This is a genomic window from Peptoclostridium litorale DSM 5388 (genome assembly GCF_900141635.1).
Lineage (GTDB): Bacteria > Bacillota > Clostridia > Peptostreptococcales > Peptostreptococcaceae > Peptoclostridium > Peptoclostridium litorale.
In genome coordinates, this window is record NZ_FSRH01000001.1 from 125,266 (window position 1) to 151,864 (window position 26,599).

23 protein-coding genes are annotated in these 26,599 nt (G+C 39.2%); 18 read left to right on the forward strand and 5 right to left on the reverse strand.

The features are described from left to right. Positions 1-153 precede the first annotated feature (153 nt). Positions 154-1,722, forward strand: coding sequence for a hypothetical protein (locus tag BUQ87_RS00515; RefSeq protein ID WP_038261177.1), 1,569 nt, complete (start codon positions 154-156; stop codon positions 1,720-1,722). 61 nt (positions 1,723-1,783) lie between these two features. On the opposite strand, the gene BUQ87_RS00520 is transcribed toward BUQ87_RS00515, so the two are convergent. Further along, positions 1,784-2,515, reverse strand: a complete 732-nt coding sequence (locus tag BUQ87_RS00520; RefSeq protein WP_038261173.1) for an MEDS domain-containing protein — start codon at positions 2,513-2,515, stop codon at positions 1,784-1,786. Positions 2,516-2,905: 390 nt separating this feature from the next. Between BUQ87_RS00520 and BUQ87_RS00525 the strand changes: the two genes are divergently transcribed. After that, a complete protein-coding gene (locus BUQ87_RS00525) occupies positions 2,906-3,097 on the forward strand; it encodes a hypothetical protein (protein WP_038261170.1) in 192 nt (63 codons plus the stop codon). A 107-nt stretch (positions 3,098-3,204) separates the two neighbouring features. Here the strand turns inward: BUQ87_RS00525 and thpR are convergent, their stop codons facing one another. From thpR to BUQ87_RS00540, 3 genes are all read right to left on the reverse strand, one after another. Continuing rightward, positions 3,205-3,729 (reverse strand): RNA 2',3'-cyclic phosphodiesterase, encoded by a 525-nt coding sequence (gene thpR / locus BUQ87_RS00530; protein ID WP_038261168.1) that lies wholly within the window; start codon positions 3,727-3,729, stop codon positions 3,205-3,207. Positions 3,730-3,845: 116 nt separating this feature from the next. After that, entirely contained in the window at positions 3,846-5,078 is a 1,233-nt protein-coding gene (fabF, locus tag BUQ87_RS00535; RefSeq protein ID WP_038261165.1) for a beta-ketoacyl-ACP synthase II, read from the reverse strand. 9 nt (positions 5,079-5,087) lie between these two features. After that, a complete protein-coding gene (locus tag BUQ87_RS00540; protein ID WP_038261162.1) occupies positions 5,088-5,321 on the reverse strand; it encodes a phosphopantetheine-binding protein in 234 nt (77 codons plus the stop codon). Positions 5,322-5,484: 163 nt separating this feature from the next. Between BUQ87_RS00540 and bioF the strand changes: the two genes are divergently transcribed. From bioF to BUQ87_RS00580, 7 genes are all read left to right on the forward strand, one after another. Further along, entirely contained in the window at positions 5,485-6,657 is a 1,173-nt protein-coding gene (gene bioF / locus BUQ87_RS00545) for an 8-amino-7-oxononanoate synthase (RefSeq protein WP_038261159.1), read from the forward strand. Between the two features lie 4 nt (positions 6,658-6,661). Continuing rightward, positions 6,662-7,414, forward strand: a complete 753-nt coding sequence (locus tag BUQ87_RS00550; RefSeq protein WP_038261158.1) for an alpha/beta fold hydrolase — start codon at positions 6,662-6,664, stop codon at positions 7,412-7,414. Next, complete coding sequence (gene bioC / locus BUQ87_RS00555) at positions 7,411-8,256, forward strand: malonyl-ACP O-methyltransferase BioC (protein ID WP_038261155.1); 846 nt, start codon at positions 7,411-7,413, stop codon at positions 8,254-8,256. The genes BUQ87_RS00550 and bioC overlap by 4 nt, the downstream gene beginning before the upstream one ends. A 139-nt stretch (positions 8,257-8,395) precedes the next feature. Next, positions 8,396-9,037, forward strand: a complete 642-nt coding sequence (locus BUQ87_RS00560) for a phosphoribosyltransferase (RefSeq protein WP_038261153.1) — start codon at positions 8,396-8,398, stop codon at positions 9,035-9,037. Positions 9,038-9,041: 4 nt separating this feature from the next. Continuing rightward, positions 9,042-9,683: a dienelactone hydrolase family protein gene (locus BUQ87_RS00565; RefSeq protein WP_038261150.1), complete on the forward strand. Its 642-nt coding sequence runs from the start codon at positions 9,042-9,044 to the stop codon at positions 9,681-9,683. A 392-nt stretch (positions 9,684-10,075) separates the two neighbouring features. Continuing rightward, positions 10,076-10,768, forward strand: coding sequence for a class I SAM-dependent methyltransferase (locus tag BUQ87_RS00575; RefSeq protein ID WP_038261144.1), 693 nt, complete (start codon positions 10,076-10,078; stop codon positions 10,766-10,768). 240 nt (positions 10,769-11,008) lie between these two features. Further along, positions 11,009-13,003: a methyl-accepting chemotaxis protein gene (locus tag BUQ87_RS00580; RefSeq protein WP_038261142.1), complete on the forward strand. Its 1,995-nt coding sequence runs from the start codon at positions 11,009-11,011 to the stop codon at positions 13,001-13,003. Between the two features lie 100 nt (positions 13,004-13,103). Here BUQ87_RS00580 and BUQ87_RS00585 read toward each other — a convergent pair whose 3' ends face one another. After that, a complete protein-coding gene (locus BUQ87_RS00585; RefSeq protein ID WP_052635863.1) occupies positions 13,104-13,373 on the reverse strand; it encodes a hypothetical protein in 270 nt (89 codons plus the stop codon). A gap of 916 nt (positions 13,374-14,289) precedes the next feature. On the opposite strand from BUQ87_RS00585, the gene BUQ87_RS00590 reads away from it, so the two are divergent. The 9 genes from BUQ87_RS00590 to BUQ87_RS00630 all read left to right on the forward strand — a co-directional run bounded on the left by BUQ87_RS00590 (position 14,290) and on the right by BUQ87_RS00630 (position 26,397). Beyond that, on the forward strand, positions 14,290-15,435 hold the full coding sequence (locus tag BUQ87_RS00590) for a tyrosine-type recombinase/integrase (RefSeq protein WP_038261141.1): 1,146 nt from the start codon (positions 14,290-14,292) through the stop codon (positions 15,433-15,435). 324 nt (positions 15,436-15,759) lie between these two features. Further along, entirely contained in the window at positions 15,760-17,145 is a 1,386-nt protein-coding gene (rfbH, locus tag BUQ87_RS00595) for a lipopolysaccharide biosynthesis protein RfbH (RefSeq protein ID WP_038261138.1), read from the forward strand. 325 nt (positions 17,146-17,470) lie between these two features. Next, a complete protein-coding gene (locus tag BUQ87_RS00600) occupies positions 17,471-18,190 on the forward strand; it encodes a hypothetical protein (protein ID WP_052635862.1) in 720 nt (239 codons plus the stop codon). Then, on the forward strand, positions 18,183-19,940 hold the full coding sequence (locus BUQ87_RS00605) for a GH3 auxin-responsive promoter family protein (RefSeq protein WP_052635861.1): 1,758 nt from the start codon (positions 18,183-18,185) through the stop codon (positions 19,938-19,940). The genes BUQ87_RS00600 and BUQ87_RS00605 overlap by 8 nt, the downstream gene beginning before the upstream one ends. Next, positions 19,937-21,262, forward strand: a complete 1,326-nt coding sequence (locus tag BUQ87_RS00610) for a B12-binding domain-containing radical SAM protein (protein WP_038261135.1) — start codon at positions 19,937-19,939, stop codon at positions 21,260-21,262. The genes BUQ87_RS00605 and BUQ87_RS00610 overlap by 4 nt, the downstream gene beginning before the upstream one ends. A 14-nt stretch (positions 21,263-21,276) precedes the next feature. Continuing rightward, positions 21,277-22,632, forward strand: a complete 1,356-nt coding sequence (locus BUQ87_RS00615; protein WP_052635860.1) for a B12-binding domain-containing radical SAM protein — start codon at positions 21,277-21,279, stop codon at positions 22,630-22,632. Beyond that, entirely contained in the window at positions 22,613-23,959 is a 1,347-nt protein-coding gene (locus tag BUQ87_RS00620) for a B12-binding domain-containing radical SAM protein (RefSeq protein WP_038261131.1), read from the forward strand. The genes BUQ87_RS00615 and BUQ87_RS00620 overlap by 20 nt, the downstream gene beginning before the upstream one ends. A gap of 1 nt (position 23,960) precedes the next feature. Continuing rightward, the gene (locus tag BUQ87_RS00625; protein ID WP_038261128.1) at positions 23,961-25,295 is read left to right on the forward strand and encodes a B12-binding domain-containing radical SAM protein; all 1,335 of its coding nucleotides are present in this window, start codon (positions 23,961-23,963) and stop codon (positions 25,293-25,295) included. After that, on the forward strand, positions 25,279-26,397 hold the full coding sequence (locus BUQ87_RS00630) for a GNAT family N-acetyltransferase (RefSeq protein WP_038261125.1): 1,119 nt from the start codon (positions 25,279-25,281) through the stop codon (positions 26,395-26,397). Before BUQ87_RS00625 ends, BUQ87_RS00630 begins: the two co-directional genes overlap by 17 nt. Positions 26,398-26,599: the final 202 nt, after the last annotated feature.

Here is a 26,599-nt window from a genome sequence, read left to right on the forward strand (position 1 = left end):
CTCCTTGAAATGGGCCGTATGCTTTTATGTGTACGGCCTGTTTTTATGAATCCATAATACCGATTCATTTATGAACGCATTAATGTTATCATATATATAATAACTGTTAGTATTACATATAATTTAGAAATAATAAAAATCAGGGGGCGGCATATGCATTCCAATTATTCTGACATTGAAAACAGCATGATTCAAAAAATAAGGCAGGTCAAAGACACTGGTGAGTTTGAAAACTGTATAATGTATAGTGTTTCATCTTATGATGAAAATTCAAATAAAAAGGGTTTATTTAAATTTGGCTCACAGGCAGTACAGCTCGAGGAGTATATTAAAACGACTGAAGAAAAAATACTGTTTGACTTTGGTGTAAGTAATTATGACAGAGAAATGGTCTACAGGGAATTTTCATTAAGCTGTTCTTCTGTAATTAGAATCGGCTTTCAGATGGATATCTTTGGAGGCCGAATGGAATATGTCGAAATGCTATACACCGATGACATTGAAAAATGTAAAACTGAATTTGTAAAATTCTTAACTTTCCAATACGACAACCTTTTAAAATCACATATGGAGATTGATACTGTAAACCTTGAAGGTGAAGAGGTTGTTTTGGATATGAGTTTTGAGCAAGTTGAAACGCTTCAAAAAATCACATATTCGCTTTATAAAAACACATCATCAGAGACAGAACTTTTGATACTGTCTGCACTCAGCAGGCATATGAAAAACTTGATAAAGGAACATACAATAGAAAGCCAATTGTCCTCAAACTTCGAATCCGTAAATTCGAAGCTGCAGCTTCGAATAAATCCTCTTTTCTTTTACCATTTGCTCCAGAAGCTGGAATACTTCAGATTCGTATCTATGATAGACAAAAAAGATGAAAGCCTCGAGAAGATATACAAACTGCTTAACAAAGCGGGGGATGGGAAAAAGGATGCAATAAAATATTTTGTAAGCTACAAGACGTACAGGAATGGCGCAGATGAATATATAAGACAAAAGTGCATTGAGCTTATGAAAGTGGACCTTCAAAAATGCATTGATTTCAAGCGGATACTGGTTTACATGCGGATAGCATGTAAAAATCCCGAAAACATGGTGATATTTATAGATGAATCCATAGGAGAGGTTTCATTTGCCCAAAGCACTTCTGAAAAAACCAGCATTGCACTTTTTAAATCATATAAAAATTCAAATAAACCAATACCGGTAAGCGATGTATACGCAAAGGACGACAGTCTTATAATAAGAGTATCTGGAAAACAAGGTGGGAGTATTAGTATTGGAATAGGACCCGACATAAAATTCTATAAAAACTATATAGAAAACCAAAGTGAGTTCTTTTTCTACCTTCTTGACTTCACATCAAAATGTCTCGAATATGAGAAGGTAAGATTTGAGCTTTCAAAAAGCCAAAAGAAAGTCCTTGTGGAGTACATGGATGGAGAAAGCACAAAAGAAGTCTCCGGAAAAGCGAAAAAAGTCGGGTATGAAAGACCAGATGACCAAATACTGTATATAATAAGCTTTTTAATAAAAGAAAGCCCGGTTAAAAATAGTATGTATAAAGAAGTACTTGACTATTTAGAAAAGCGGTACAGTATTGCATCTATAGACACTTCTGATGCGGATATGCTAAGAGAGGTGTACGAATACATAGCAATCCGATACTATGCTGAAATAAGGGATGGCAGAGTTGAGATATCAATTTTAAATTAAAAAACAAAACCGACAGCCTGTTTTAGAAATATAAAAAGCCCGAATTTAAACAGCGGGCTTTTTATATGATTTTTCTTATTTCGTATTCACTGAGCAGATGTGTATGCGTTGAGAAAGAATCCTCTATTATATCATTATCTATAATCAATCCATCGTTAATGTAATCGTATAAGTCGTAAATACATAGTATTGAAACATTTGAACCTCCAACTGCATGTGAAAGCGAAGACTCAAATTTCAAAAAATCATTTTTGGAAGTCTTTTTTATTGCATATGAAGGTTGGCCTATCCATCTTATTCCAGTGTATCCCTTTTGAACAGCATTTATTCCAAATTTGCTCACCTGTTCTCTTAATACATCGCGCCCTTCTTTTGAATTGAGCATTATAAGCTTTTCCACAGGATAAAACTGTACTCTTTCATCGTCTATGCCGCTTCTGTTAAGCATTCCTTTGAGATTTTTAAATACCTTCTCATCCATTGATACATAAACAATCTCACCCTGCTGGATGCCCTTTATTATATAACTGCACATATTCATTGTAAGATGTACCTCGCCATAGTAGTAAAATGAGAGGTGGCACCCTTTTACATCGGTTATTGCATCGTTTAATTTTGATATCCTAGATTTGCAATGGATACATTCGTTCACATACTTATCTATTTCTCTGCTAAGCTTCATTATCTGAGAATTAGAAAAATCAGCTTTTTTTTCATATATCAAATGATCCAAATTCAATTTCATCTTTTCGATTTTATCTTTAAGGCTGCATTTTGTACACATGTACTTCATGTGAATCTCCCCTTTCCAGGCAATCCGCACTTCGAAAACAGATAAAGGGCTAATACCTGTGTATATTATATATTACCAATTTTATCTATTACATTCAATAATTTTTGAAAATTCCGTAAAAAAAATTTTAAAAATCAATTATACATGTGAATGAAATATTTTTTTATCCGTTTTTTTCGACAAGTAGATTTGAGAGTGTATACGTTTAACAAGCTCCTTTATTTTTGTCTTTGTAATGAAATGCTGTTGATTAATATGCTCACATTTCCAAGCTGTATATGATTCAAATATACACAATAGGGTATTTTTTCAGTATAAAGAAAAAGCCAGTCCAATCATATATATATTAGTGGTCTAATATGCTAATTTTTTCAAATTGGAGGAATTAAAATGAAAATAGTAGACAAAAAAAATTATGATATCCAAATGTTTTTGAAGATCCAGGAAGCTACAGTCATTTTAGGGGCGGCAATAAGAAGGAAAGAAGAACTCGAAAAAAAAATGGGTCTTAACGAAGAGGAAGTCACGGAAAAAGAGACTTTGAAAAGTATTATAAGTGAAATTGAAAAGATTCTCCAGTAATATATGCAGTAGATCAATTCTAAATAATCAAATGACAATTTGCCTGTAAATAGTACATATATTGTCATTTGATATTATATGGCAAAAGAGGGTCTGATTGAGAATGCTTAGTATAGTATTTCATAAATCGGACCCTCGTCTGTCAACGTGCTCTTTACCAGGTTGAACTCTTCAAGTTTAAAATGGATGGGTTTGATTTTTGTGTGCAGTATTTTATTGATGTTTGCTTCGCTTAGGTTCACTTTTCTGGCTATTGTCATATGTGGATAAAATTTCTTTTTCTCCCTTTCGAATCCCATTCTTTCGAATTTATCCTCAATCTCATTCACTGCTAGTTCGAGTCTTTCGACATCTCCGGCAAGATCTATAAAAAGTATTAATCGTCCTCTTCTTTTAAACCACGATATGCCATCTAGCTTGAATTCAATATCCAAGTGCCTATAGTTCTCCAGTATGCTTACCAGCTTCGGAATATCTGACTCGTCTGTTTCTCCCAAGAACTTAATTGTCATGTGAATATTTCTTGGTTTTGCATAATTTCCTTTGATTCCTTTTGAAATAAGATTATTTTGAACAGAGTAGATATAGTATAGTATTTCTTCTGGCGGGCAGGCAGCTATAAAAAGTCTCATGGCTCTCCTCCTTTCTTTTAATATAAATTGTTTTCCGTGGGTCAATATGAATATTATATATTTACCGCACCCGCCAAAATCGAATCACAAAATGGCTGCCATTTATGGCGCCTATATTACCATTTTTTAAATATCACGGAAGCATTATGGCCTCCAAATCCAAATGAATTTGATAAAGTGTATTGGACGTCTAAGCTGCGACCTTCACTTACTGTATAGTCAAGGTCACATTCGCCGTCTTTGACCTTATAGCCTGTTGTCCCGTGAATATAATTTTCTTCAAGCGCTTTGATGCACGATATGGCCTCAACTGCCCCTGAGGCTCCCAGCAAATGCCCTATCATGGATTTAGTTGAGCTTATGGGGATTTTATATGCATGTTCTTTAAAAACCGTTTTAACAGCTTGAGTTTCGAATTTGTCATTGTAATGTGTTGAAGTTCCATGCGCATTGATATAGGATATGTCTTTTGGCTCTATCCCTGCATTTTCAATTGCCAGATTCATAGCTCTTGCTGCACCTTCGCCTTCTGGTGCTGGGGATGTCAGATGATATGCATCACTTGTAAATCCGTATCCAGCAAGCTCGCAATATATTCTAGCCCCTCTTTTTAGGGCATGTTCAAGTTCTTCCAATATTAAAATTCCAGCACCTTCCCCTATTACAAAACCATCTCTTTCCATGTCGAAAGGAATAGATGCGCGGCTGATGTCATTTTTTAATGACAGTGCATTGAGGTTTGTAAAGCCTGCTATCATAAGAGGTGTTATGCATGCTTCGCTTGCCCCTGATATCATTATGTCGGCATCTTCGTACTGGATGGCTCTGAAAGCCTCTCCTATGGAATTTGTTCCTGCTGCACATGCTGTAACTACTGTATTTGAAATCCCCTTGGCTTCAAACTCTATTGATATATTACCGCTCAAAATATTTGGCAAAGACTTAGGGATTAGTAGTGGGGAAACCATATTCATACCACCATTTAACAGCTTCTGGGTTTCCTCTACAATGGTTATAATTCCACCTACGCCATTGCCCATGGATACTCCGAGTCTATTCTTGTCTATATCGGCTTTATCGAGCCCTGCATTACAATAAGCTTCTCTTGCAGCAACAACTCCAATCTGTGAAAAGCGGTCCAGTCTGTTTGCCTGCTTCCTGCTGAAAAAATCCATTGGGTCGAATCCCTTTATTTCAGCAGCTATTTTTACTTTGGAATTTTCTGTGTTAAATGATTTTATATAATCTATTCCACACATGCCGCTTTTAGCATTACTCCAAAAATCACTCACAGTATTGCCTATGGGTGTAATGGCTCCAATGCCTGTGACTACAACTCTTTTTTTCATAATATCCACCTATTTGTTGATTCTGATTTCAATACTGTCGGCTATGTCTTTAACTGTTTTGAATTCTGCAATTTCTTCATTTTCAATCTCGATTTTGTATTCATTTTCTAAGGCAATTATAATTTGAGACATGTCCAGAGAATCGGCATCCAAATCGTTGTATATATCGCACCCTTGCAAGATTTCATCTTCAGGAATTCCCATAATATCCATTATAGTTCTTTTTATGCTTTCAAATACCATAATCATAACCTCCGCTGTTTTAATAATAATATTATTATTTACTATTATATATAAATTTTCGGTATTGTAAACCTTGCTTATGTGTTGCGGTTGACAAATGCGTATTAGTAGTATACTTTTTATATATATAGAAACTATTCTAAAAATTTTAGGAGAATGAATTATGACAAATATTCATCAAATGATGTCTGCATTAAAAGAAAAAGGTTTGTATAGAGAAGACTTTAAACACCTCAGCTCCGAGCAAGCTCACAAAGTTGAAATGGAAGGAAAAGAGACCATACTGCTTGGCTCGAACAACTATTTGGGCCTTTGCAGTGACATCAGGCTCAAAGAAGCTGCTATTGACGCAACAGTTAAATACGGTGTGGGCTCAGGGGGCTCTAGGCTTACTACCGGTTCTTATGATTTGCATAGGGCGCTAGAAAGAAAAATTGCTGACTTTAAAGGCACGCAGGCAAGCTTGATTTTTAATACAGGGTACATGGCGAATGTTGGAGTAATATCATCTCTTTGCGATAGGAAATGGGCTATTTTTTCAGATAAAAATAATCACGCAAGCATAGTTGACGGCTGCCTGCTAAACGGGTCGAGGCTCGTCAGATATAAACACTGCGATATGGGTGATCTTGAGAGGAAAATTATAGAGCATAGAGGAAGCAGTAATTTGATAGTGACTGACGGAGTGTTCAGCATGGATGGGGATGTGGCCCCATTAGACTGTATTGTTAAACTGGCTAAAAAATATGGAGCAATCACAATGGTGGATGACGCCCATGGGGTAGGGGTTCTAGGAGAAAAGGGCTCTGGAACGGTTTCGCATTTCAGGGTGGATGATGAAATAGACATACAAATGGGAACCTTGAGCAAAGCCATAGGTTCAATTGGCGGATATGTTGCCGGAAAGCAGTGCTTTATTGACTATTTCAGAAATTTTGCAAGAAGCTTTATCTATTCAACATCACTTCCGCCTGCATCTATTGCCGCCTCACTTAAGGCAATTGAAATCATAGAAAACGAAGATAGCAAAAGAGTGCATCTTTTAAAAATGGCCAATGGGTTTAAAAACAAGCTAACAGATGCAGGTTTTATAGTGTCCGATACAATTACGCCAATAATTCCAGTAATCATAGGAGATGCCCAAAAGGCAGTTGAAATAAGCAAAAGCCTACTGCAAGAAGGCATTTTTATACCTGCTATAAGACCGCCTACGGTGTCCAATGGAACCAGCAGGCTTAGGCTTTCGCTAATGGCAACACATACTGACTATGAACTTGAATACGTATTTGATAAGCTTGTATTCCACGCAAAAAGGCTAGGAGTCATTGAGGGTTGATATTATGAAAAAACACTTGCTAATACTTTCAGGCTGGGCAATTCAACCATCTGCATGGAAACCCCTTTTCGATCTGCTTGAACAAGATTATGAACTTAGCTTAGTGGATTGGAATGACGTGGACACACTAGATGGCTTTAATCAAAAAGCCACTAGAGTGATACAGAAAAAAGGTATGGACAGATTTTCGGTAATAGGCTGGTCTTTGGGTTCCCTGTCGGCAATAAATATTGCCGCCGGCAATCTCTTTGGAATTGAAAATATTGTTTTAATTAGCGGGACAGGCAAGTTTACTCAGGAAAATAGTGAAAGCTACAATTGTGGGTGGGACGAGAAAATTGTAAATAAGATGATTTGCTCATTAGAAAAAAACATAAATCACACACTTAGCAGTTTTTATAAAAAGATGTTTAGTCAAAGTGAAATAAAAAAGGGCTATCATGACTGTTTTCTTAATGAAGTGGTTCCACTGACTGAATTTGATTCAGTGCGTTCACTGGTATTGGGTTTGGAATATCTTATTAAATCTGACTTTAGAGAAAAAATCAACTGCATAGATATACCGGCTTTATTAATACATGGATGTGATGATTTGATATGTCCCGTAATCGCCTCAGTTTACATTCACAGTCATTTAAAAAAATCTGAATTAATAGTATTTAAAGAGACGGGGCACATGCCATTTTACACCAATCCGCAGAGGTGTTATGAGGCTATTAATAGTTTTTTAAATATAGGTATGGGGGAAGTATTATGATAGATAAAGAAAAATTAAAAAGAAGGTTTAGCCGGAACGCCAAAAATTATGATGAATATGCAAATGTCCAAAAAAAAATGGGAAGCTTTCTAGTCGACAATTTGGTAAAACACACAATAATTGAATGTTCGCAAATAAAAAAAATACTAGAGATAGGGTGTGGGACGGGGTATGTAACACGAAAATTAGCAAATGACTATCCCAATGCACAAATCACAGCAGTGGACATTGCGCCGGGAATGATAGAGCTTGTAAAATCCACTATTCAAAATAATAACATTGATTTTATATGTGCAGATATTGAAGAAATTTACATTGTTGACAATTACGATTTGATTGTTTCCAATGCAACTTTTCAGTGGCTTAATGACTTTGAAAAGACGGTGGCCAGGCTTATTGGGATATTAAATGAAAATGGCATACTCTGCTTTTCGACTTTTGGCCAACATACATTTCAAGAACTCCACGAAGCCTTTGACAAGGCAAAAAATATTCTTGAAATAGAAGGTGCTGTTTCTCCGGGTCAGGTTTTTTACTCATTGAATGATTTGGAGCAAATAATTTATTCGTTAATGGGGCAAAATAATCAAAATGGACTGAATATACACTCTTTTGAATCTTATGAACGTGAATATTTTGACCGTTGCATCGACTTTTTGAATACAGTCAAAAAAATCGGAGCAAACAAAAGTCAGAGAGGCAAAAACACATCTAATCCAGGCTTTATAGAAAAAGTCATAGAGATTTACGACAATGATTATTCTGCTGACAATAAAGTGGTTGCGACTTATCACAATTTGTATTTTTATCTGGTGAATAATAGATTCAATGCAATTGGATGATATACAATTGACAAGGTTTAAAGCTGGCCATATCTATCCCCTGTGATGAGTTTCCAGCCTCGCTCTCGTGGGTAATAAGTAAAGTAAATCAACATTGCCGTCACAGGTTTTTTAGGCTCACATTAAAAGGGGTGAAAAAATGTTATTCAAAGACAGAAAAGAGGCTGGAATCAAGCTTGCGCAATCCCTGGAAAAATACCAGGGTGATGAGGCGATTGTATTTGCTCTGCCCAGAGGGGGCGTTGTCCTGGGAGTTGAGATTGCAAATAAACTGGGCGTACCGCTCGATCTGATAATAACAAAAAAGATCGGCCATCCCATGAACGAGGAGTATGCGATATGCGCCATAGCGGAAGAGGGCGATCCCGTTTGCAATGAGGCGGAAATAAAGCGCGTCAATCCCGAGTGGTTCCAGAGGAGCATACAAAATGGGCGAAGGGAGATCAAAAGGCGTAGGGAGAAGTATCTTGGAGACACCAAGCGTCAAACTCTCGAAGGAAAAACAGCAATAATCGTAGACGACGGCATCGCGACAGGACTGACGATGATGGCCGCCATAGACGAAGTCAAAAGCCGCCATCCTAAAAGGCTGGTGGTTGCTATTCCTGTTGTTCCCTACGACACTGCACAAAAGCTGAATGACAGGGTGGATGAGTTGGTCGCGCTGGATATTGATTCTTATTATCTGGGCGCGGTGGGTGCGTACTACGGTGATTTCAGACAGGTGGAAGACAGAGAAGTCATTTCTATCTTAAAGTCTGTTGAAATCAAGGAGGATTGATAAGATGGATAAAAAAGAAACTCTGGTGTTTATACCGGATGGGAAAATACATCTGCCGGGTTCGCTAGAAATTCCAAAGGGCACAAAAGGCCTTGTGCTCTTTGCACATGGAAGTGGCAGTAGCAGATTCAGCCCTCGCAACAACTACGTTGCAGAAATGCTTAGGCAACACGGCCTTGGAACTCTGCTCATGGATTTGATGACACCAGAAGAAGACCTGGATTACGAGAGGCGTTTTGATATCGACTTGCTGACACGCCGTTTGATTGCCGCGACGAAATGGCTGAGGGAACAAGACGAAACGAGCCAGCTCGCCATTGGGTATTTCGGCGCGAGCACCGGGGCTGCTGCAGCCATCCAAGCCGCAGCTACACTGGACGAACAGGTCAGCGCAATTGTTTCCAGAGGTGGACGTCCTGATATGGCATTTCCTTATCTTGACAAAATAAATTCGCCTACGCTACTGATTGTAGGCGGAAATGATGATGTAGTCATAGATCTCAACCAAAAGGCCTATGAAAAAATTACGGCCGTCAAAGAGCTGGAAGTCATTCCGGGTGCGACACATCTTTTTGAAGAGCCTGGTGCCTTGGAAATCGTTGCAAAACTAGCTGCCAGGTGGTTTGAAAAATATCTCGGCAAGTAATTGTCTATACGAAAGACTACACGGGGTCAACTTCATTTTGGAGTTAACCCTTTTTTTATAAAAATACTCTGCTTGAATTATTTAAAAATCAGTCTTGTGCTTTTTAAGAAATATTACATAAAACAGATATGCCAAAGACAGTATAAAGATAATGACATACCAGTATAGTTTTAATGAAAGTATTGGCGGCCATACTTTCGCAGCAATGAGACCAGCTACAAAGGCTGCCATCTTTAAAACCTGGACATCTAGTACTGACATTTTTCGAATTGTACTTTGATCTAATGGTTTCATCTTTATCACCTCTTTTTATTTATGCCCAAAAAAATTTTGTAAAATCTGATTACGAGGTAATGTATAAGTAGTCCCTGTAGCATTTCAAGGAGGAATCTATGTCAAAATATGATATCAGCAGAGTCAAAAGATCAAAAGAAAAAGCCAAAATCACATACGACAAACTGAGCAAATGGTATGATTTGTTTTCTGGTAAAACAGAAAACAAATATAGGGATGCCGGATTAAAAAAGCTTGCCGCCATGAAGGGTGACACAGTACTCGAAATCGGATTTGGGACGGGACGCTGCATATTGGCCTTAGCCGAATCGGTTGGTAGCTTCGGGATGGTATACGGCATAGATATTTCAAAGGGCATGTGCCAAATTACCAGAAATAGAGTTCAAAGAGCAGGGCTTTCAGATAGGGTGGTGCTGGAATGCGCCGATGCACTAAATCTTCCATTTGCTGATGGTTTTTTCGACGCCATATTTATGAGCTTCACATTGGAGCTCTTCGACACGCCCGAAATACCGCTACTTCTTGATGAATGCACAAGAGTTCTCAACAAAGTGGGAAGAATTTGTATTGTAGCGCTTTCGAAAGAAGGCAATCACAAAAATGTCAAGTCGTTTTACGAATGGCTCCATAGGTGCTTTCCCAATTCTTTTGACTGCAGGCCCATATATGTTAAGCGCTCAATTGAAAATGCAGGTTTTCGTGTTCTTAGCCAGGATATAATGTATATGTGGGGCCTATCTGTAGAAATAGTGTTAGCCGAAAAACAGAGTATATATACTACGGAACCATAGTTTTTATTCATATGGAAAAGCTTTGAACGTCACATAATTCCCCTGAATCAAGCTTCACATCATTGACAAAACAATATCAGCGGCATATAATTTTAACAGAGTGCATTCTGTGAATTTATTCGGTCGAATGCATAAATAAAACGTACATACTAAATATCACAAGATCGGACGGAAAATTATTACATAGCAGATTTAAAAGAGCATAAGAAATACCAAAAGACAAAGTATTGGAGTGATGTTATGAAAGGTATCAAAAACAGACTTATAGCTTCGTTTTCAGCGCTCATTATAGCACTGAGCCTTGTACTTGGATTTGTATCTTACTATACTGCATCTAAAGGGCTTTCTGCCAGTGTCGAAAGAAATCTCGAAATAATAGCGACTGAAACATCTAAATTTGTAGAAAGCGAGATAGCTGCTGAATTTGGGAAGCTTGAAATTCTGGCTGCAAGCTACGACATAAGTAATCCTGAAGTTTCAATAGAAGAAAAACTAAATATTTTAAGGAAAGAAAAAAGCAGAAGTGGCCACATCCACATGTATGTGATTGATTCAGCTGGACAGGGAATAAATACTGAAGGTACGATTTTAAACCTGTCTGACAGGGAGTACTTCAAAAAAGCCATGATGGGAGAAAGTAACATATCGGATCCTCTTGTCAGCAAGGAAGACGGTTCTGTAATAATAGTATATGCCGTTCCCATAACTTATAACGGCCAGATGACAGGCGCGCTTATAGCTATAAGAGACGGCAATGCCTTAAGCACAATAGTGGACTCCATCAAAATAGGGGAAGACGGCTATGCCTACATTATAAACCAAAAGGGCGAAATAATAGGCCACAAGGACAAGCGGGCGGTCATGGACCAGTTCAACCTCTTGAGTGCTGCGAAGTCTGACAAGAAAATGGAAGAGCTTGCAAGTCTTTCTGAAAAGATGATTGCCGGAGAAAGTGGTACAGGAAGCTACTGGTACAAGGGTGAAGACAAGATAATGGGCTATGCTCCTATAGAGGGGACAAGCTGGTCTCTTTCAGCGACAGCGCCTCTAAGTGAAGTGTTCAAGGAACTTGGAATTATGAAGAGGAATATATCGCTGGCGGCAGCAGTGCTTATATCAATTGCAATTGCGGTTGCATACGTAATAGGGACCCAGATAGCAAATCCAATAGTGAGACTTTCAAGACATTCTGAAAAGCTTTCGAATGGAGATTTTACAGACAACATAGAGGAGGACATGCTCAATAGGCAGGATGAAATAGGAGGTCTTGCAAAGGCCTTCGATGCCATGACCCAAAATTTCAGAGATCTTATAAGAGAGATAACTGAGTCTGCTCAGCACGTTGCTGCTTCAGCACAGCAGTTCATGGCGACTTCCGGGCAGGCGGCTGAATCTTCAGCGCAGGTTTCAAGCACTATAGATGAGATAGCAAGGGGCGCTACAGACCAGGCTGTTCAAACCGGAGAAGGTTCTGAGAAGACTGAGTTCCTTGGAAGTTTGATAGAGGAAGATAGGCAGCACGTTTCAGACATAGAATCGTCGGTAAAAGTAGTTGCCGAATCAATAGGTGAAGGGCTAGACATAGTTGAAGAGCTTTCGAAAAAGACTGATGAAAATGATGATGCGATAAAGGAAGTGTACGACATAATACTCAAGACAAATAAAAGCGCCGAGGACATAGGAAAAGCCAGCCAGTTCATAGCGTCCATAGCGGAGCAGACAAACCTTCTTGCTCTAAACGCTGCCATAGAGGCGGCAAGAGCTGGAGAACACGGAAAAGGATTTGCCGTAGTTGCAGATGAGATAAGAAAGCTAGCGGAACAGTCAACAGAGTCTACACGTACTATAGACAACTCGGTTGTAAAGCTCCAGGAGAACTCGAGTATATCGGTTGATACAATAAAGAAGGTTTCGGAGCTTATAAAAAGCCAGATAGAAAGCGTGAAGACTACCGAAATAAAATACAAAGACATATCAAATGCAATGAAGAGGTCAGAGGAAGCTATACAAAGGCTCATAGGCGCAAGTGACAACATGGTGAGCAAGAAGGATGAAATACTCAAAAATATACATGGACTATCTGTCATAGCAGAGCAGAATGCAGCTTCGACAGAAGAGGCGGCAGCCTCTACGGAAGAGCAGCTGGCTTCAATGGTTGAAATCTCAAATGCAAGCTCAGCTCTTGCCGACCTTGCCCAAGATCTGCAAGAGTCTATAAACAAGTTCAAGATTTAATCGTATCCGCAGAAAACACCTAAAACATAAGCCTTAATAAGGACGAATAACTAAAGCCCATAGCGACAGATAAACGCCGTGGGCTTTAAAATTTCACAATTTAGTCTTGCTCGGAGAATGATTCAACTTTCAGTTTTATCTTACGGTAGTTAACATCCTCGTCTATCCCTTTTCTTATGGCTTCTTCCATTGTTTCTCCCTCTGCCATTTCATTTATGATCAGATGGCCTTGCGTATAATTATCTGGGAGAAAAGTATCGAAGCAAAATCTCCAGTTGCTTGAAAATTTCATTAGTGTAAAATGTCCGTCATATTTTTCGTTTGCAATTTTGATGCATTTATCCATTATTGAATCACATTTCGTATTCATAGGCATCCTCCTCTTCTGTAAGTTCCTATGACAATATATACCCTGAATGTCGACGGATTCACTTAAATTGAAATATAATGGCCCATGAGCGATAAAAAACTGGAATGCTTATCCTGATACTCTTCCGGATATAGGATTTATGAAAATAACGTGTATACTCAATTGTGATTAAAACTTATTGCTTCGGAAGCGCAATAAATAAGATTCCTAAAGGTAAATTATCCGATTGATTTAATTCATTCCCTCAGCATTGTCGTTAGCACAGCGTAAAAGACGTGCAGTTACTCGATATAACAGTCGTACAACATCCAATACTCGGTAATCAAAATATTCAGTTGCTGGCTCAATTCCAATATATAGTCTTCTGAATATGATCTTTTTTCAATGTAAGCGAAATTTTTCAATTTAGAGTTAAGCAACTCCCTTGTCTCTTTGATCTGAATCTTCAAGTCCAACATTTTCTGTTTCCTCCTGGTATGTAAAATTATATAATTTTATGATGGTTTTTACGCAATAAAAAAATACGGGAAGCACCCGTTTTTTATGTCCCCCAAATACAATTATTTTTTCTTGTTCGGTCGAAATAGAGAGAGTCCATTTGGCAAGTTAAAAAGCAGAGAAATTTCATCTGCGGTGGTATTATTTACGCGGATGATTATCGATTAAAGACACATATTTGAAAAAAGCCACACAACTGTACCGGAAATGTAGATTATCGGTATAGTTGTGTGGTAAAATTACATATAGGGGAACGGGGGTAAATCATCACTTGAAATCCAAGCTCCATAAATAGCGTTAAAGAGATATTTATTTCCGTTATAGACTTATCGTATTCAACAGCAGCAACCACGCCTTAAAATTGAAAATAATCGAAATTACAGCAAAATCGCAAAAAATACAGTAGCAGGAGGGAACTATGAATAGGTTTAAGATATCAGAAAAAAACAGAAGTGAAATTCCAGACAACATACTGATAGAGAGGGCCATATTGAAGGAAAAACTGGATTCGTTAAAATCAGGCGCGCCGCCGCTCTTAAAAAAGTACATTAACTATCTTTATAGAAACGAAAGTGCAAGGAGTGTAAACATTAACACCGCGCTCAAATATACACGGGAGATCACTTCATTTTTACAGGCACTTATAGATAGAGGCATCATCTCTGTGCAATCACTATCCCAAATAAGCCCTTTGGAGATTGATGAAATATGTTCCGAAGATATACAGGACTATATAGATTCGTGCGGTAGCTATGTCCATGTTAATTCCAATGGCGAAAAAGTCATATACAGCAACAGTCCAAGGACACTTTCACTCAAACAAACCTGCATAAAGGGATTTTTTACATGGCTGTACAAGAATGAATACATAGAAAAGAACGAAACAGAAAAGCTCAGAAAGATACTCACAAACGACACTCATGAAGTCCTGACTCTCACAGACGAAGAAGTCATGGCCTCCCTTGAGCTTTCTGCGACGGGAACATGCACCATATACGGCATGGACATAGGCCTTTCTAAAAAAGAGATGGAAAACTTCAAAAATACAAGGCTCAGAGATCATGCAATTTTAAGTATGTTCATATATCACGGGCTCAGAATATCTGAGCTCTATCATATCAACATGTCGTCACTTGAAATCGAAAAGGGTGTATTCAACATATTCAGAAAACGTAACAAGAAAAAGAAAATGTACTTTTCAAATCAATCATTAAAGGCTCTTGAGAACTATTTGGAAAACGAAAAGCCGAAGGATGGAATAAGACCCGGAGACGAAGACGCCCTTTTTCTCAGTTCCTCCAGAAATGGAAAGGACCATTCGAGGCTTAGTATTGAGCAGATAAGAAAAATCGTAAAAAAATACACCACCAAAGTTTCTCGAAATCCCAAAATATCACCCCACAAGCTCAGAGCTACATTTGCGACCAAGTCGCTTGAAATCACCGGCAATATCTACACCGTCCAGCAGACTCTAGATCACAGTTCAACGGCCACTACACAAAAGTACCTCAAGGACAACGAAAAAGCCAAAAAGCAAATGGCCGAGATAATAACATTCGAATAGATGAACCGTAATATAGTTATGTAAACCAAAGGGCTGGAGCCATTTGGTTTTTTTATGCCTCTTAGCCAAATTGATTTGAAAACCCATTATCACTCTCGAGCATAGTCTTTTGCTCCTTTCTTCAGCACAAGCATTGTCATATACCTCCAAATAATAATACTCCTCTAGATTAGATATTGTCATCTAGGGTAAAATTTTCTTATATCACTAGCGAATATGATTAAGACAATCTACAAAACCAAATCAAAGAATTTCATTTAAAATGGAGATACGACTTCCATATGAAATCGCATACTTTGAATAAATATCAAAGGGGGAGACATAGTGGGCAATAGAGACAAATCCGAAATAATAAAACATGAAATTTTCGACAAAGTAAAAGAATTTCTGGAGGAAAAATCAAAATCACAGGAATTCATACCAGGAAAAACAAACCTTCAATATGCGGGCGCCGTTTATGACCATAATGAAATAAACGCAATGTTAGAATCCATATTGGACGGCTGGTTCGGCCTTAGCAAAAAAGCTCTCGAGTTCGAGAAGGCACTTGCCCAGTACCTTGGCGTCGGAGAGGTGATTCTTACAAATTCAGGTTCTTCGGCAAATCTTCTCTCCATTTCAGCACTCACTTCAAAGAGACTTGGCAAAAGCCATCTGCAAAAGGGCGATGAAATAATAATAGCAGCAACAGGGTTTCCAAGCACATTAAATCCAATAATCCAAAATGGGCTTGTTCCGGTATTTGTGGACTGCGAACCGGTGACTTACAATCTCGATGCCGATAAGATAGAAGCTGCAATATCAGAAAAAACAAGGGGTATAATGATAGCTCATACGCTTGGATTTCCGGCTGATATGGAAAAAATAATGGATATAGCCAACAGGCATGATCTTTTCGTGGTAGAGGATGCATGCGACGCTCTTGGTAGCAGCATAAACGGAAAACCGGTAGGCACATTCGGAACTGCAGGGACTTTTTCGTTTTATGTGGCTCATCAAATGACAACTGGAGAAGGAGGAGCAATAGTAACAAACGATAAAAACCTCGCGAGAATAATAAGATCATTTAGGGATTGGGGTAGAGCCTGTGTATGCCAGCCCTGCAAGGTGTTTATGAATCCAAACTTCAACTGTCCAGCCAGATTCAATCACCATTCTAAAATACTAAATGCAGCAAATAGCATTTCAAGCGGCAGCATGATTGATGAATACGATAGAAGATATACATATATCGAAATCGGATACAACCTCAAGCCACTTGAGTTTCAGGCGGCTATGGGAATAGAACAGCTGAAAAGACTTCCGGATCTCATAACCTCTCGCCAAAGTAATTTCAACAAATTGTATAAATACTTCGAGAAATGGAAAGACTATTTTATACTGCCAAAACGAGGAAATGAAAAATATGACATCTGCTGGTTTGGTTTCCCTCTTACACTAAGGGATAATGCTCCTTTTAAACGGATCGATTTGATTGAATTTTTGAAAGACAATATGATTGAAACAAGACTTCTATTCGCAGGAAACTTCTTAAAGCAGCCGGCATATGCTGATATAGAGTGCAGGATTTTCGGCGATATAGTAAATTCAAATACAGCAATGGATAAGACTTTCTTCTTTGGAACATACAAAGGGATCACTGATGAAATGATGGATTACATTTTCAATACAGTTGACAAGTTCATGCGCAATATATGTGAAATCAAATAGAAATTTATACCCCCACAAAATGTACATGTCTCGATTTCAAAGGATATAAGCTTTTAGATCGGGACATGTGCAGTAAATCCTGCCCTCGTAAGTTTACAATAATACAATTATGTACGGGATTTCCACGTGGAAACAAGGCGAGAAAATTCCAATTTAACACTTGGACCTGGTAATACCTGTAAGTATCCGCCTTGTCGATACGGGCTTGTGCATATATAATTACAAAATAAAAATGGTAAATCTCGCTTAAAAATGGCTATATAAGTTAATATAGCCATTTTCATTTACTCTGTATTAATTCATTCAACTGCAGGAGGTAAGCATATTGAAATTACATGGTGAAGTTGTAGAAATATCAAATATATCGCAGCCGGACATTAGGCGAATGTTCAATCTGATGGACTTGCATTATGAAAATATGAGTTGGGACATGTTCACAAGTGATTTAAGTGAAAAAAGTTGGGCTGTCATTATTAAAGATGAAAAAAATATAATCCAGGGATTCACAACTATGCTTTTTGTAGCCTTTAAATTTGGAGGTAAGGACGTTAAGGGCATCTTTTCCGGTGACACCATAATAAACAAGGAGTATTGGGGCAGTTTAGAGCTTCCGAGGGTTTGGGGGAGGTTTGTGCTCGAGTTGGCAGCTGAATACAAAAACGGCTTATTTTACTGGTTTTTAATATCAAAGGGCTATAAAACGTATAAGTATCTTTCTACATTCTATAAAAGCTATTACCCCCGCCTCGATACGCCTACCCCTGAATTTGAAAAGTCTTTGATGGACCACTTTGGATCAACCACATTCAGCGGGCAATACGATTCTCATGCGGGCGTAATTCGTGCAAATCACAAAAAGGACTTCCTAAAACTCGGGGTAGCAGATATTACAGCCAGGCAGCTCAAAGACCCAAATATTGAATTCTTTGCTAAAGCTAATCCTGGATATGCAATCGGAGATGAACTCGTTTGCATTGCAAGCCTTTCCCCCGATAATATAAAATCATTTTTTCATTCTCACTTAATGGGGAAATCCCATGAGTAATCCCATCATTTCAATTGCAAACCGCATTTTGTTGTTGCTTTATTCAAAGAAAAGCATTGGATTTCATAATGCCACAGGCAACGTAGAAAATGTCCAGGAGCATTTGATCAAGAAAGTCATAAAGAAAAACCAGGACAGTTTGTTCGGAAAGAGTCATGACTTCAAGAACATTAGAAGTATAAATGAATACAGGGCCCTGGTGCCCATTAGAACATATGACGATTTTTTGCCTTATGTTAAAAAAATCGAAAACGGGATTGAAAGGGTACTGACCGCTGAAAAGGTTTTGAGGTTTGAAGAGTCAAGCGGAACTTCGAGTGCCTCCAAGCTAATCCCATATACGCATTCTCTTAAAAATGAGTTTTTAAGAGGAATAGCCCCATGGATATATGACCTGTATTCATTCAATAAGGGCCTTGTAAATGGAAAGTCATACTGGTCCATCACCCCCGTTAAACTTTCAAGCGGTAAAAGTCATGGCAAAACCCCAATAGGTTTCGAGGAAGACAGTCAGTATTTCGGCTTCCTGGAAAAATTCTTTTTGAGTCTTATTTTTGCAGTTCCCAAGGAATTGATACATGTACATGATATCAGTTCCTTTCGCTACATAACTTTGCTATTTCTGCTGAACGAAAAATCGCTATCTCTGATATCCATATGGAATCCAACTTTTTTGATCCTTCTTTTAGATGCATTTAAAACACACTCGTGCAGCCTAGTGGCTGATTTGGAAGCTGGCACTATAAATCCACCTGGAAAAATACAGCCAGATATTCATAAAATCCTCTCGAAAAAGCTCAAACCAAACCCAAAAAGAGCAAGTGAAATTTCATCAATACTCAAAAAATGGGAGTGCAGTTGCCCGAGGGATGCAGATTCGATATACGAAGAGATATGGCCCAACCTGCAAGTTATAAGCTGCTGGACTGATGCAAATGCTGCTATTTATACAAATCAGCTAAAAGCACTCTTTCCAAATGTATTCATACAGGGAAAAGGGCTTCTTTCAACCGAGGGATTTATATCATTACCTCTTGTAGGTCATGAAGGATGCATGCTTTCAATCCGTTCGCATTTTTTTGAATTCTTGAGATATGACGTAAAAAGCGGCCAAGTTGATGATTACAATACCGTGCTTGCACATGAGCTGGAGATAGGGCAGATTTATTCAGTAATTATAAGCACCGGGGGCGGATTTTACCGATACAGGCTTATGGATTTGATTCAAGTGCTTGGCTTTACAAAGGGCTGCCCCAGAGTCCGCTTTGTAGGCAAGGAGGGCAATATATCCGACTATTTTGGAGAAAAGCTGAATGAATACCATGTTCACCGCGTATTCAAAAGCATATTTGACAAATATGAAATATCCCCTTCGTTTTATATGATGGCGCCAGAGTCAGACATAGAAAATTCAAAATACTATTATTCTGCATTTATCGAACTGGAGGATGGCGAAAGCAAGGCATTTTCCAGCAGTTTGAATTCAGCAGCCAAAGAATTTGAAAAGCAGCTAAATGAGAACTTCCACTACAAATACTGCAGAGCCCTGGGCCAGCTTGAGCATTTAAGGCTCTATATTTTGAAAGAAAAACCGGCAAATGGAAAGTCTGCTATTGAAATATATACGGACGTGTGCCGTCTTCTCGGACAAAGAGAAGGCAATGTAAAGCCTGTGGCCCTGCACAAAAAAGCAGTATGGCTAGAACAATTCAAGGAGCTAATTTACAAAGAAGAGGAGGCCTCAAAATGAAAATAGCCCTTTTAGCACCAGCCGGAGCCATGCACAGGTTTGGCGGAAACTTTAAAAAGCCCCTGCACTACGCCCCCTTGACTCTCACGACACTTGCAGCCCTTGTTCCGCCGGAGCTTCGAGCGGAAATAAAAATATATGACGAAACGGCAGGGATAATACCTAAGGACATCGAAGCAGATATTATAGGTATCACAGCAATAACGGGCACATCGGTAAGGGCCTACCGCTGGGCAGACCATTTCAGGTCAAAGGGCATACATGTGGTTCTAGGGGGGGTTCATCCGACTCTTATGCCCCATGAAGCTTCAAGCCATGCCGATTCTGTAATGGTTGGATTTTCAGAGCAGACGTGGCCCATTGTGCTCATGGATTTTGCAAACCATGCAGCGAAAAAATTTTACTATCAAAAAAATGACTTCAGCATGATTGGCAGGCCAATTCCAAGAAGGGACCTTCTGGAGCGCAAAAGATACATCACAGTAAACAGTGTCGAAGCCATAAGAGGGTGCAATCACGCCTGCAATTTCTGCGCCTTTCCTGCAGCTTTTGGCAGAAAAGTGTACAGGAGGCCTGTAGGCGAGGTCGTCAGGGAAATTGAAATGCTGGTGGGGAAAGAAATTGTTTTTCCCGATATCAATCTAATTGCGGACAGGGAGTATGCCAAAGAGCTTTTCAGGGAACTGACTCCGCTTAAGCGGTGGTGGTTTGGGCTGGCAACTTCGGAGGTTGCAGAAGATGAAGAGCTCTTCAATGTAATTGTAAAAAGCGGCTGCAAGGGCCTGCTGATAGGCTTTGAATCTGTACTACAGGAGTCGCAAAAATTTGTGAAAAAGGGCATCAACAGGGTTGACCAGTATGTAGTTTTAGTTGACAAACTACACAGCGCTGGCATTGCAATCAATGGGTGCTTTGCATTTGGCGGTGACAAGGAGAATAAGAGCGTATTTGAAAGAACCGTGGAGGCCGTGGTAAAGTTGAAAATCGACCTTCCCAGGTATTCCATACTTACGCCTTTTCCTGGCACCCCGCTGTACAACGACCTTTCCAAGCAGGGGCGGATAATTGAAAAAAACTGGGCCATGTACGATGTTGAACACTGCGTATTCAAGCCTAAGCTAATGACACCTGATGAGCTGGAAGACGGAACTGAGTGGGCCTGGAGGCAGACGTATTCCTTTTTAAACATCGCAAAAAGACTGAGCACGTTTGGCACACCCCATATGGCGTCCATCCCGGCAAACTTGTTTGGATATAGGATTTACGCCAGAAACTTCAGGAAGTTCACTAGAGATGTGATGACCGACAATTCAGATATATAAGGAGAGTGTCTAATTTGAAGGTTACTTTTATAAGGCCGAACATGAGCATATATAAAGCGGCAGATGCTCTTCAACCGTTAGCATTTTCAATACTCGCAGGCATTACGCCCGATAATGTTGAAATTGAATTTTACGACGACAGAATAGAAAAAGTACCCGAGAATATAAATACTGATTTAGTTGTCTTGTCAGTGGAAACCTTTACAGCAAGAAGAGCTTACCAGCTGGCATTAAAATATAAAAAAATGGGTTTGCCTGTAATTATGGGCGGCTTTCATCCAAGTTTTCTTCCTCATGAGGTGCTTAAATTTGCAGATAGCGTGGTTATTGGCGACGCTGAAGGGATATGGGAAAAAATAATTGAAGATGCCGCAAGCAAAAAACTATCGAAGGTATACAGGCAAGACAAGCCTCATTCACTTAATGGAATTGTATACGATAGATCAATATTCAAGGGCAAAAAATACGCCCCCATCTATCCTGTTCAATTTGGAAGGGGTTGCAAGTATTCATGTGACTTTTGTTCTATCAATGCTTTTTACGGGAACAGTCTCAGGCAAAGGCCTGTAGATGAAGTAATTGCCGAAATTGAATACTTGGGCAAAAAGCACATATTCATAGTTGATGACAATATATGCATTGATGGGAAAAAGGCCCGTGAGTTTTTTACTAAACTCATACCGTTAAAGGTGCGCTGGACCAGCCAAGTAAGTATTGATATTGTAAATGATCCCGAGCTGCTTAAGCTCATGGCAAAGAGCGGCTGCATGACTCTTCTCATAGGCTTTGAGTCTCTAGACAAAAGAAATTTGTTGCAGATGGGTAAGGGAGTCAATATAAAAAATAGCGATTATTCACTGGCTATCAAAAAAATTCGCGAACACGGCATCATGGTCTACGGCACTTTTATTTTGGGATACGACTACGATACGCAGTACTCTTTTGAAGCTTGCCTAGAATTTGCGATAAAAAACAAAATTGCCTTGGCGAATTTCAACCCTCTGATGACTATGCCTGGAACAGATCTTTATGCCAGGATGAAACTGAAAGGCAGTCTCATATACGACAAATGGTGGCTGGATCCCGAATACAGGTATGGCAAGGCCATGTTTAACCCCGCTGGAATGAGCGCCTTTGATCTGACGGAAGGCTGCAAATATGCAAGGTACAAGTTTAGCAGTTACAGCTCTATTTTAAAGCGCGTTACTGACTTTAAGGCAAATTGTTCAAGCATAGGCAATTTGTCCATATTCCTGGTTTCAAACGCCATATCGAGGAGGGAAATTTTCCAAAAGCAAGGTATTTTGCTTGGAGATGACATGAAAGACGAGGATGTTTTGGAGGTGGCAAATGAGGATAACGCTTATTAAGCCAAATATAGGCAAAATGGAACACAGCCTCTATGTAGACGAGGCAAGAATGGAGCCACTGCAGCTAGGCGTTATTGCTGCTCTTACACCTGAAGAATTGGAATTGGAGATGTACGACGACAGGATGGAAGCAATCCCCTATGACCGCCAAACAGATCTTGTTGCGGTCACTGTAGAAACATTCACAGCTAGAAGAGCTTATGAAATTGCAGGTGAGTTTAGAAAACGCGGTGTCAGAGTGATATTAGGCGGCATGCACGTCAGGCTTATGCCTGAAGAGGCATCTGAGCATGCAGATTCAATATTCATAGGTGATGCTGAAAAGCTTTGGCATGCCGTTATAGATGATGTTAAAAAAGGAAAGCTTAATAAAGTTTATGCGGGCGGCATTGGCATACCCCATCCTGGAGTATATACTCGAAGGGACATTTTTAAGGGGAAGGGGTACCTGCCAATCACTCTCACGCAGTTTAGCCGGGGCTGCAGGTATAACTGCTCATTTTGTGTCACAAGTGTTTATTTTAACAGGACTCACTGCTTTAGGGATGTAAAAGAAGTCATAGGGGAGATTGAATCACAGGAAAGGAATCTCATATTTTTTGTGGACGACAATATCGTGGCAAATCCCGATGCTGCAAAAAAACTTTTCCGCGAATTAATTCCACTGAATGTGAAATGGGTCAGCCAGGCAAGCATAGATATGACTCAGGACAAGGAATTGATGGATCTTATGGTGAAAAGCGGATGTCTTGGACATGTTGTTGGATTTGAGTCAATCGATGTCAAAAACCTTAAGTGGATGAACAAAACTCCAAACCTCAATCTCTTTGACGGATACGATAGACAGCTTAAGATTTTACGTGACCACGGACTTCAATTGTGGGCAGCTTTTACACTAGGACATGATTTTGACACTCTAGACTCCATAAAGAGAACCCTTGAATTTGCTGTGAATAACAAGTTTTGTTTTGCGGCATTCAATATACTCATGCCCTATCCTCAAACACCACTTTATGAAAAATTAAAAGAGGAAAACAGGCTGCTATACGATGGAAAATGGTGGCTGCATCCCGAGTATAGATTTAACTATGCAGCATATGAGCCAAAAAATATGTCAGCAGACGAACTGACTGAGGCTTGTTTTGAAGCTCGTAAAATTTTCAACAGCCCGGCCTCCATAATAAAGCGGGCTTTTGATTTTAAAACAAATATGAGTTCACTTTACAGGTTGGCGATATATGCCAGCTATAACCCGCTTTTTAGGAAAGAGGTATTCAAAAAGCAGGGAATGATATTCGGCTTAAATAACATGGAACAGGAGAAATGACATGAAAATAACTTTTATTTTGCCAGGCATAGGTAAAAAGGAAAATGAAAAGTATATAAAGACTTGGAAAATGGAACCCCTTACAATTGCAACTCTAAAGAAGCTGACTCCAAATGACATTGAAACAGAGTTTTTCGACGACAGATTAGAGCTAATTGACTATAATACCCCTACCGACCTAGTCGTGATTTCCGTTGAGACTTACACTGCAAAAAGGGCATATCAAATCAGCGGAGAGTTTAGAAAAAGAGGCGTCAAGGTAATAATGGGCGGCTATCATGTAACACTACTACCAGATGAGGCTGTAAAATACGCGGATGCCGTTTTATCTGGAAATGCTGAAACCATATGGGAAATTGTGATTGAAGACTTCAAAAGGGGAAATTTGAAGAAGATGTATAGTGGCAGACCTCAAATTTTGAATTCCATCCCTGACAGGAGCATATATGCTGACAAGAAGTATCTACCATTGTCATTGGTTGAGACAGGGCGTGGATGCCCCTTTAGCTGTGAATTTTGTGCGATTTCATCATACTACTGCTCAAATTACAGGCCAAGGCCAATTGAAAGTGTGATAGAAGACATTAAAAAATCAAATGGCAGATATTTTTTCCTGGTTGACGACAATATTGTGGCAAATCCAGAACATTGTAAGGAGCTGTTTTCCGCTATAGCCCCGCTTAATATAAAGTGGACAAGCCAGGGCTCACTGACCATGGCCAAGGACAAGGATCTCTTAAAGCTCATGAAAAAAAGCGGATGCGATACTATTTTAATTGGGTTTGAATCCCTAGATGAGAGAAATTTAAATCAAATGAAAAAGGACTGGAGCCTTAAAATAGGGGAAAGGGATGAGCTGATTAAGCGAATTCACGACGCAGGCATAAGTATTTACGCAACATTTGTGTTTGGATTCGACTACGACACCCCTTCGTCGTTTGAAAGAGCGGTTGAATTTTCATTAAATCATGATTTTTTCTTTGCGGCATTCAATCACCTGCTTCCGTTTCCCGGAACACCGTTATATGAACGGCTAAAATATGAAAAGAGGCTGACTAGCGAAAAGTGGTGGCTTGAGCCGGGATATAAGTATGGAGACATATCTTTCATCCCCAGGAACATGTCTCCCGAAGAGCTTTCGTGTAGATGCGCCAAGGCGAGAAGGGATTTTTTCAAGTACTCTTCAATATTTAAAAGGTGGACTAAACTTCTTTTGAGAAATCCCGACCCGCTGCTTTCGATGATATTTTTAAGCCAAAACATAAATTTGAAGCTTGAAGTGGACAGAAAATTAAGCATGCCCATAGGGAGTGGTCTTGATGAATTTCCAAAGTAAACGGTTTATATTTGAACTTGCAAGTCCCAAAGACAGCGAGGAAATCCTAAACATACTTGAAGAGGACGATTTCAAGGGGAACATATCAATCTGCTATACGCGAAGGCCAAATGCATATGACTCCTTTATGAAAGAGGGCGATGAAGTGCATATGCTTGTCTGTCGGGATACTCATAATTCAGCAATTGCAGGAATGGGTGCATTAGCCTGTAGAATGGCATATATAAACGGCAAAGAAGAAAAGGTAGGCTATTTATTTGGTCTTAGGATAAAAAAGGGGTACAGAAAGGCCTACTCCTTGATTCCACGGGGCTATGCCTTTATACATTCCCTCTTGGAGAAAATGGGTATACGCTATATATACACTACGATTTTGGAAGAAAACAAACACGCCCAAAGGATTTTCGAGAAAAAGAGAGCTTCCATTCCGCACTATGAGTTTCTTTGCAATTATAACGTCTATGCTTTAAAGGCAAATCCAAGGCAGAAAAGCAGGACTAAGGATGGATTTACGTTTAGACGTGCATCCAAAGGCGACATACCTGAAATAATAGAGTTTTTAAATGCTGAAGGCAAGAAAAAGCATTTTTACCCCCAAATAACCGAAGACTTGATTACACACAATTGTATTCCGGGTCTAAATTACGATGACTTCCATTTGCTTTTTAGCCGTCAAAATGAAATTCTCGCCTGTGGCGCGCTGTGGAACCAGCAAAGTTATAAGCAGTATATTGTCAAAAAATACGGCGGGTTACTTAAACTACTGCATCCGATTTCGACTCTGCTTCCAATAGCCGGCTACCCCGCCCTTCCAAAACTGGACAGCATCCTTGATTTTTCCACCCTGTCATTTTGGGCTATAAAAGGCGGCAGCAGAGAAATATTCAATGTATTTTTAAATGGCATTTCACAATGCGCCAATAGTCATACTTTTTTTCTTATTGGGATAAATGAAAGAGACCCGCTAAAAGACCTGCTTGATAAAACTCCCCATATCAATTATAGTAGCAGGGTCTACCTTGTCAACTGGGAGAAATCAATAAAAGTAGCTGGTGATTTCGACTCAAAACAAAGCATATATATCGAATGTGGAATGCTCTAAATTTAACTGCTGCCGCATGTCAAAAATGTCAATTTTGCTGCCGGAGCAATCGTCTTGACTATGCAATAGACATGTATAAACCAACTTAATCTATTCGAAATTAATTTAATATTTAAATACACGCTGAATCAAAATGTGGTATTATAGTACACACGAAGTTTCAATTGCAATGCTCAAAGATTCAACTTAATATACTGCAATA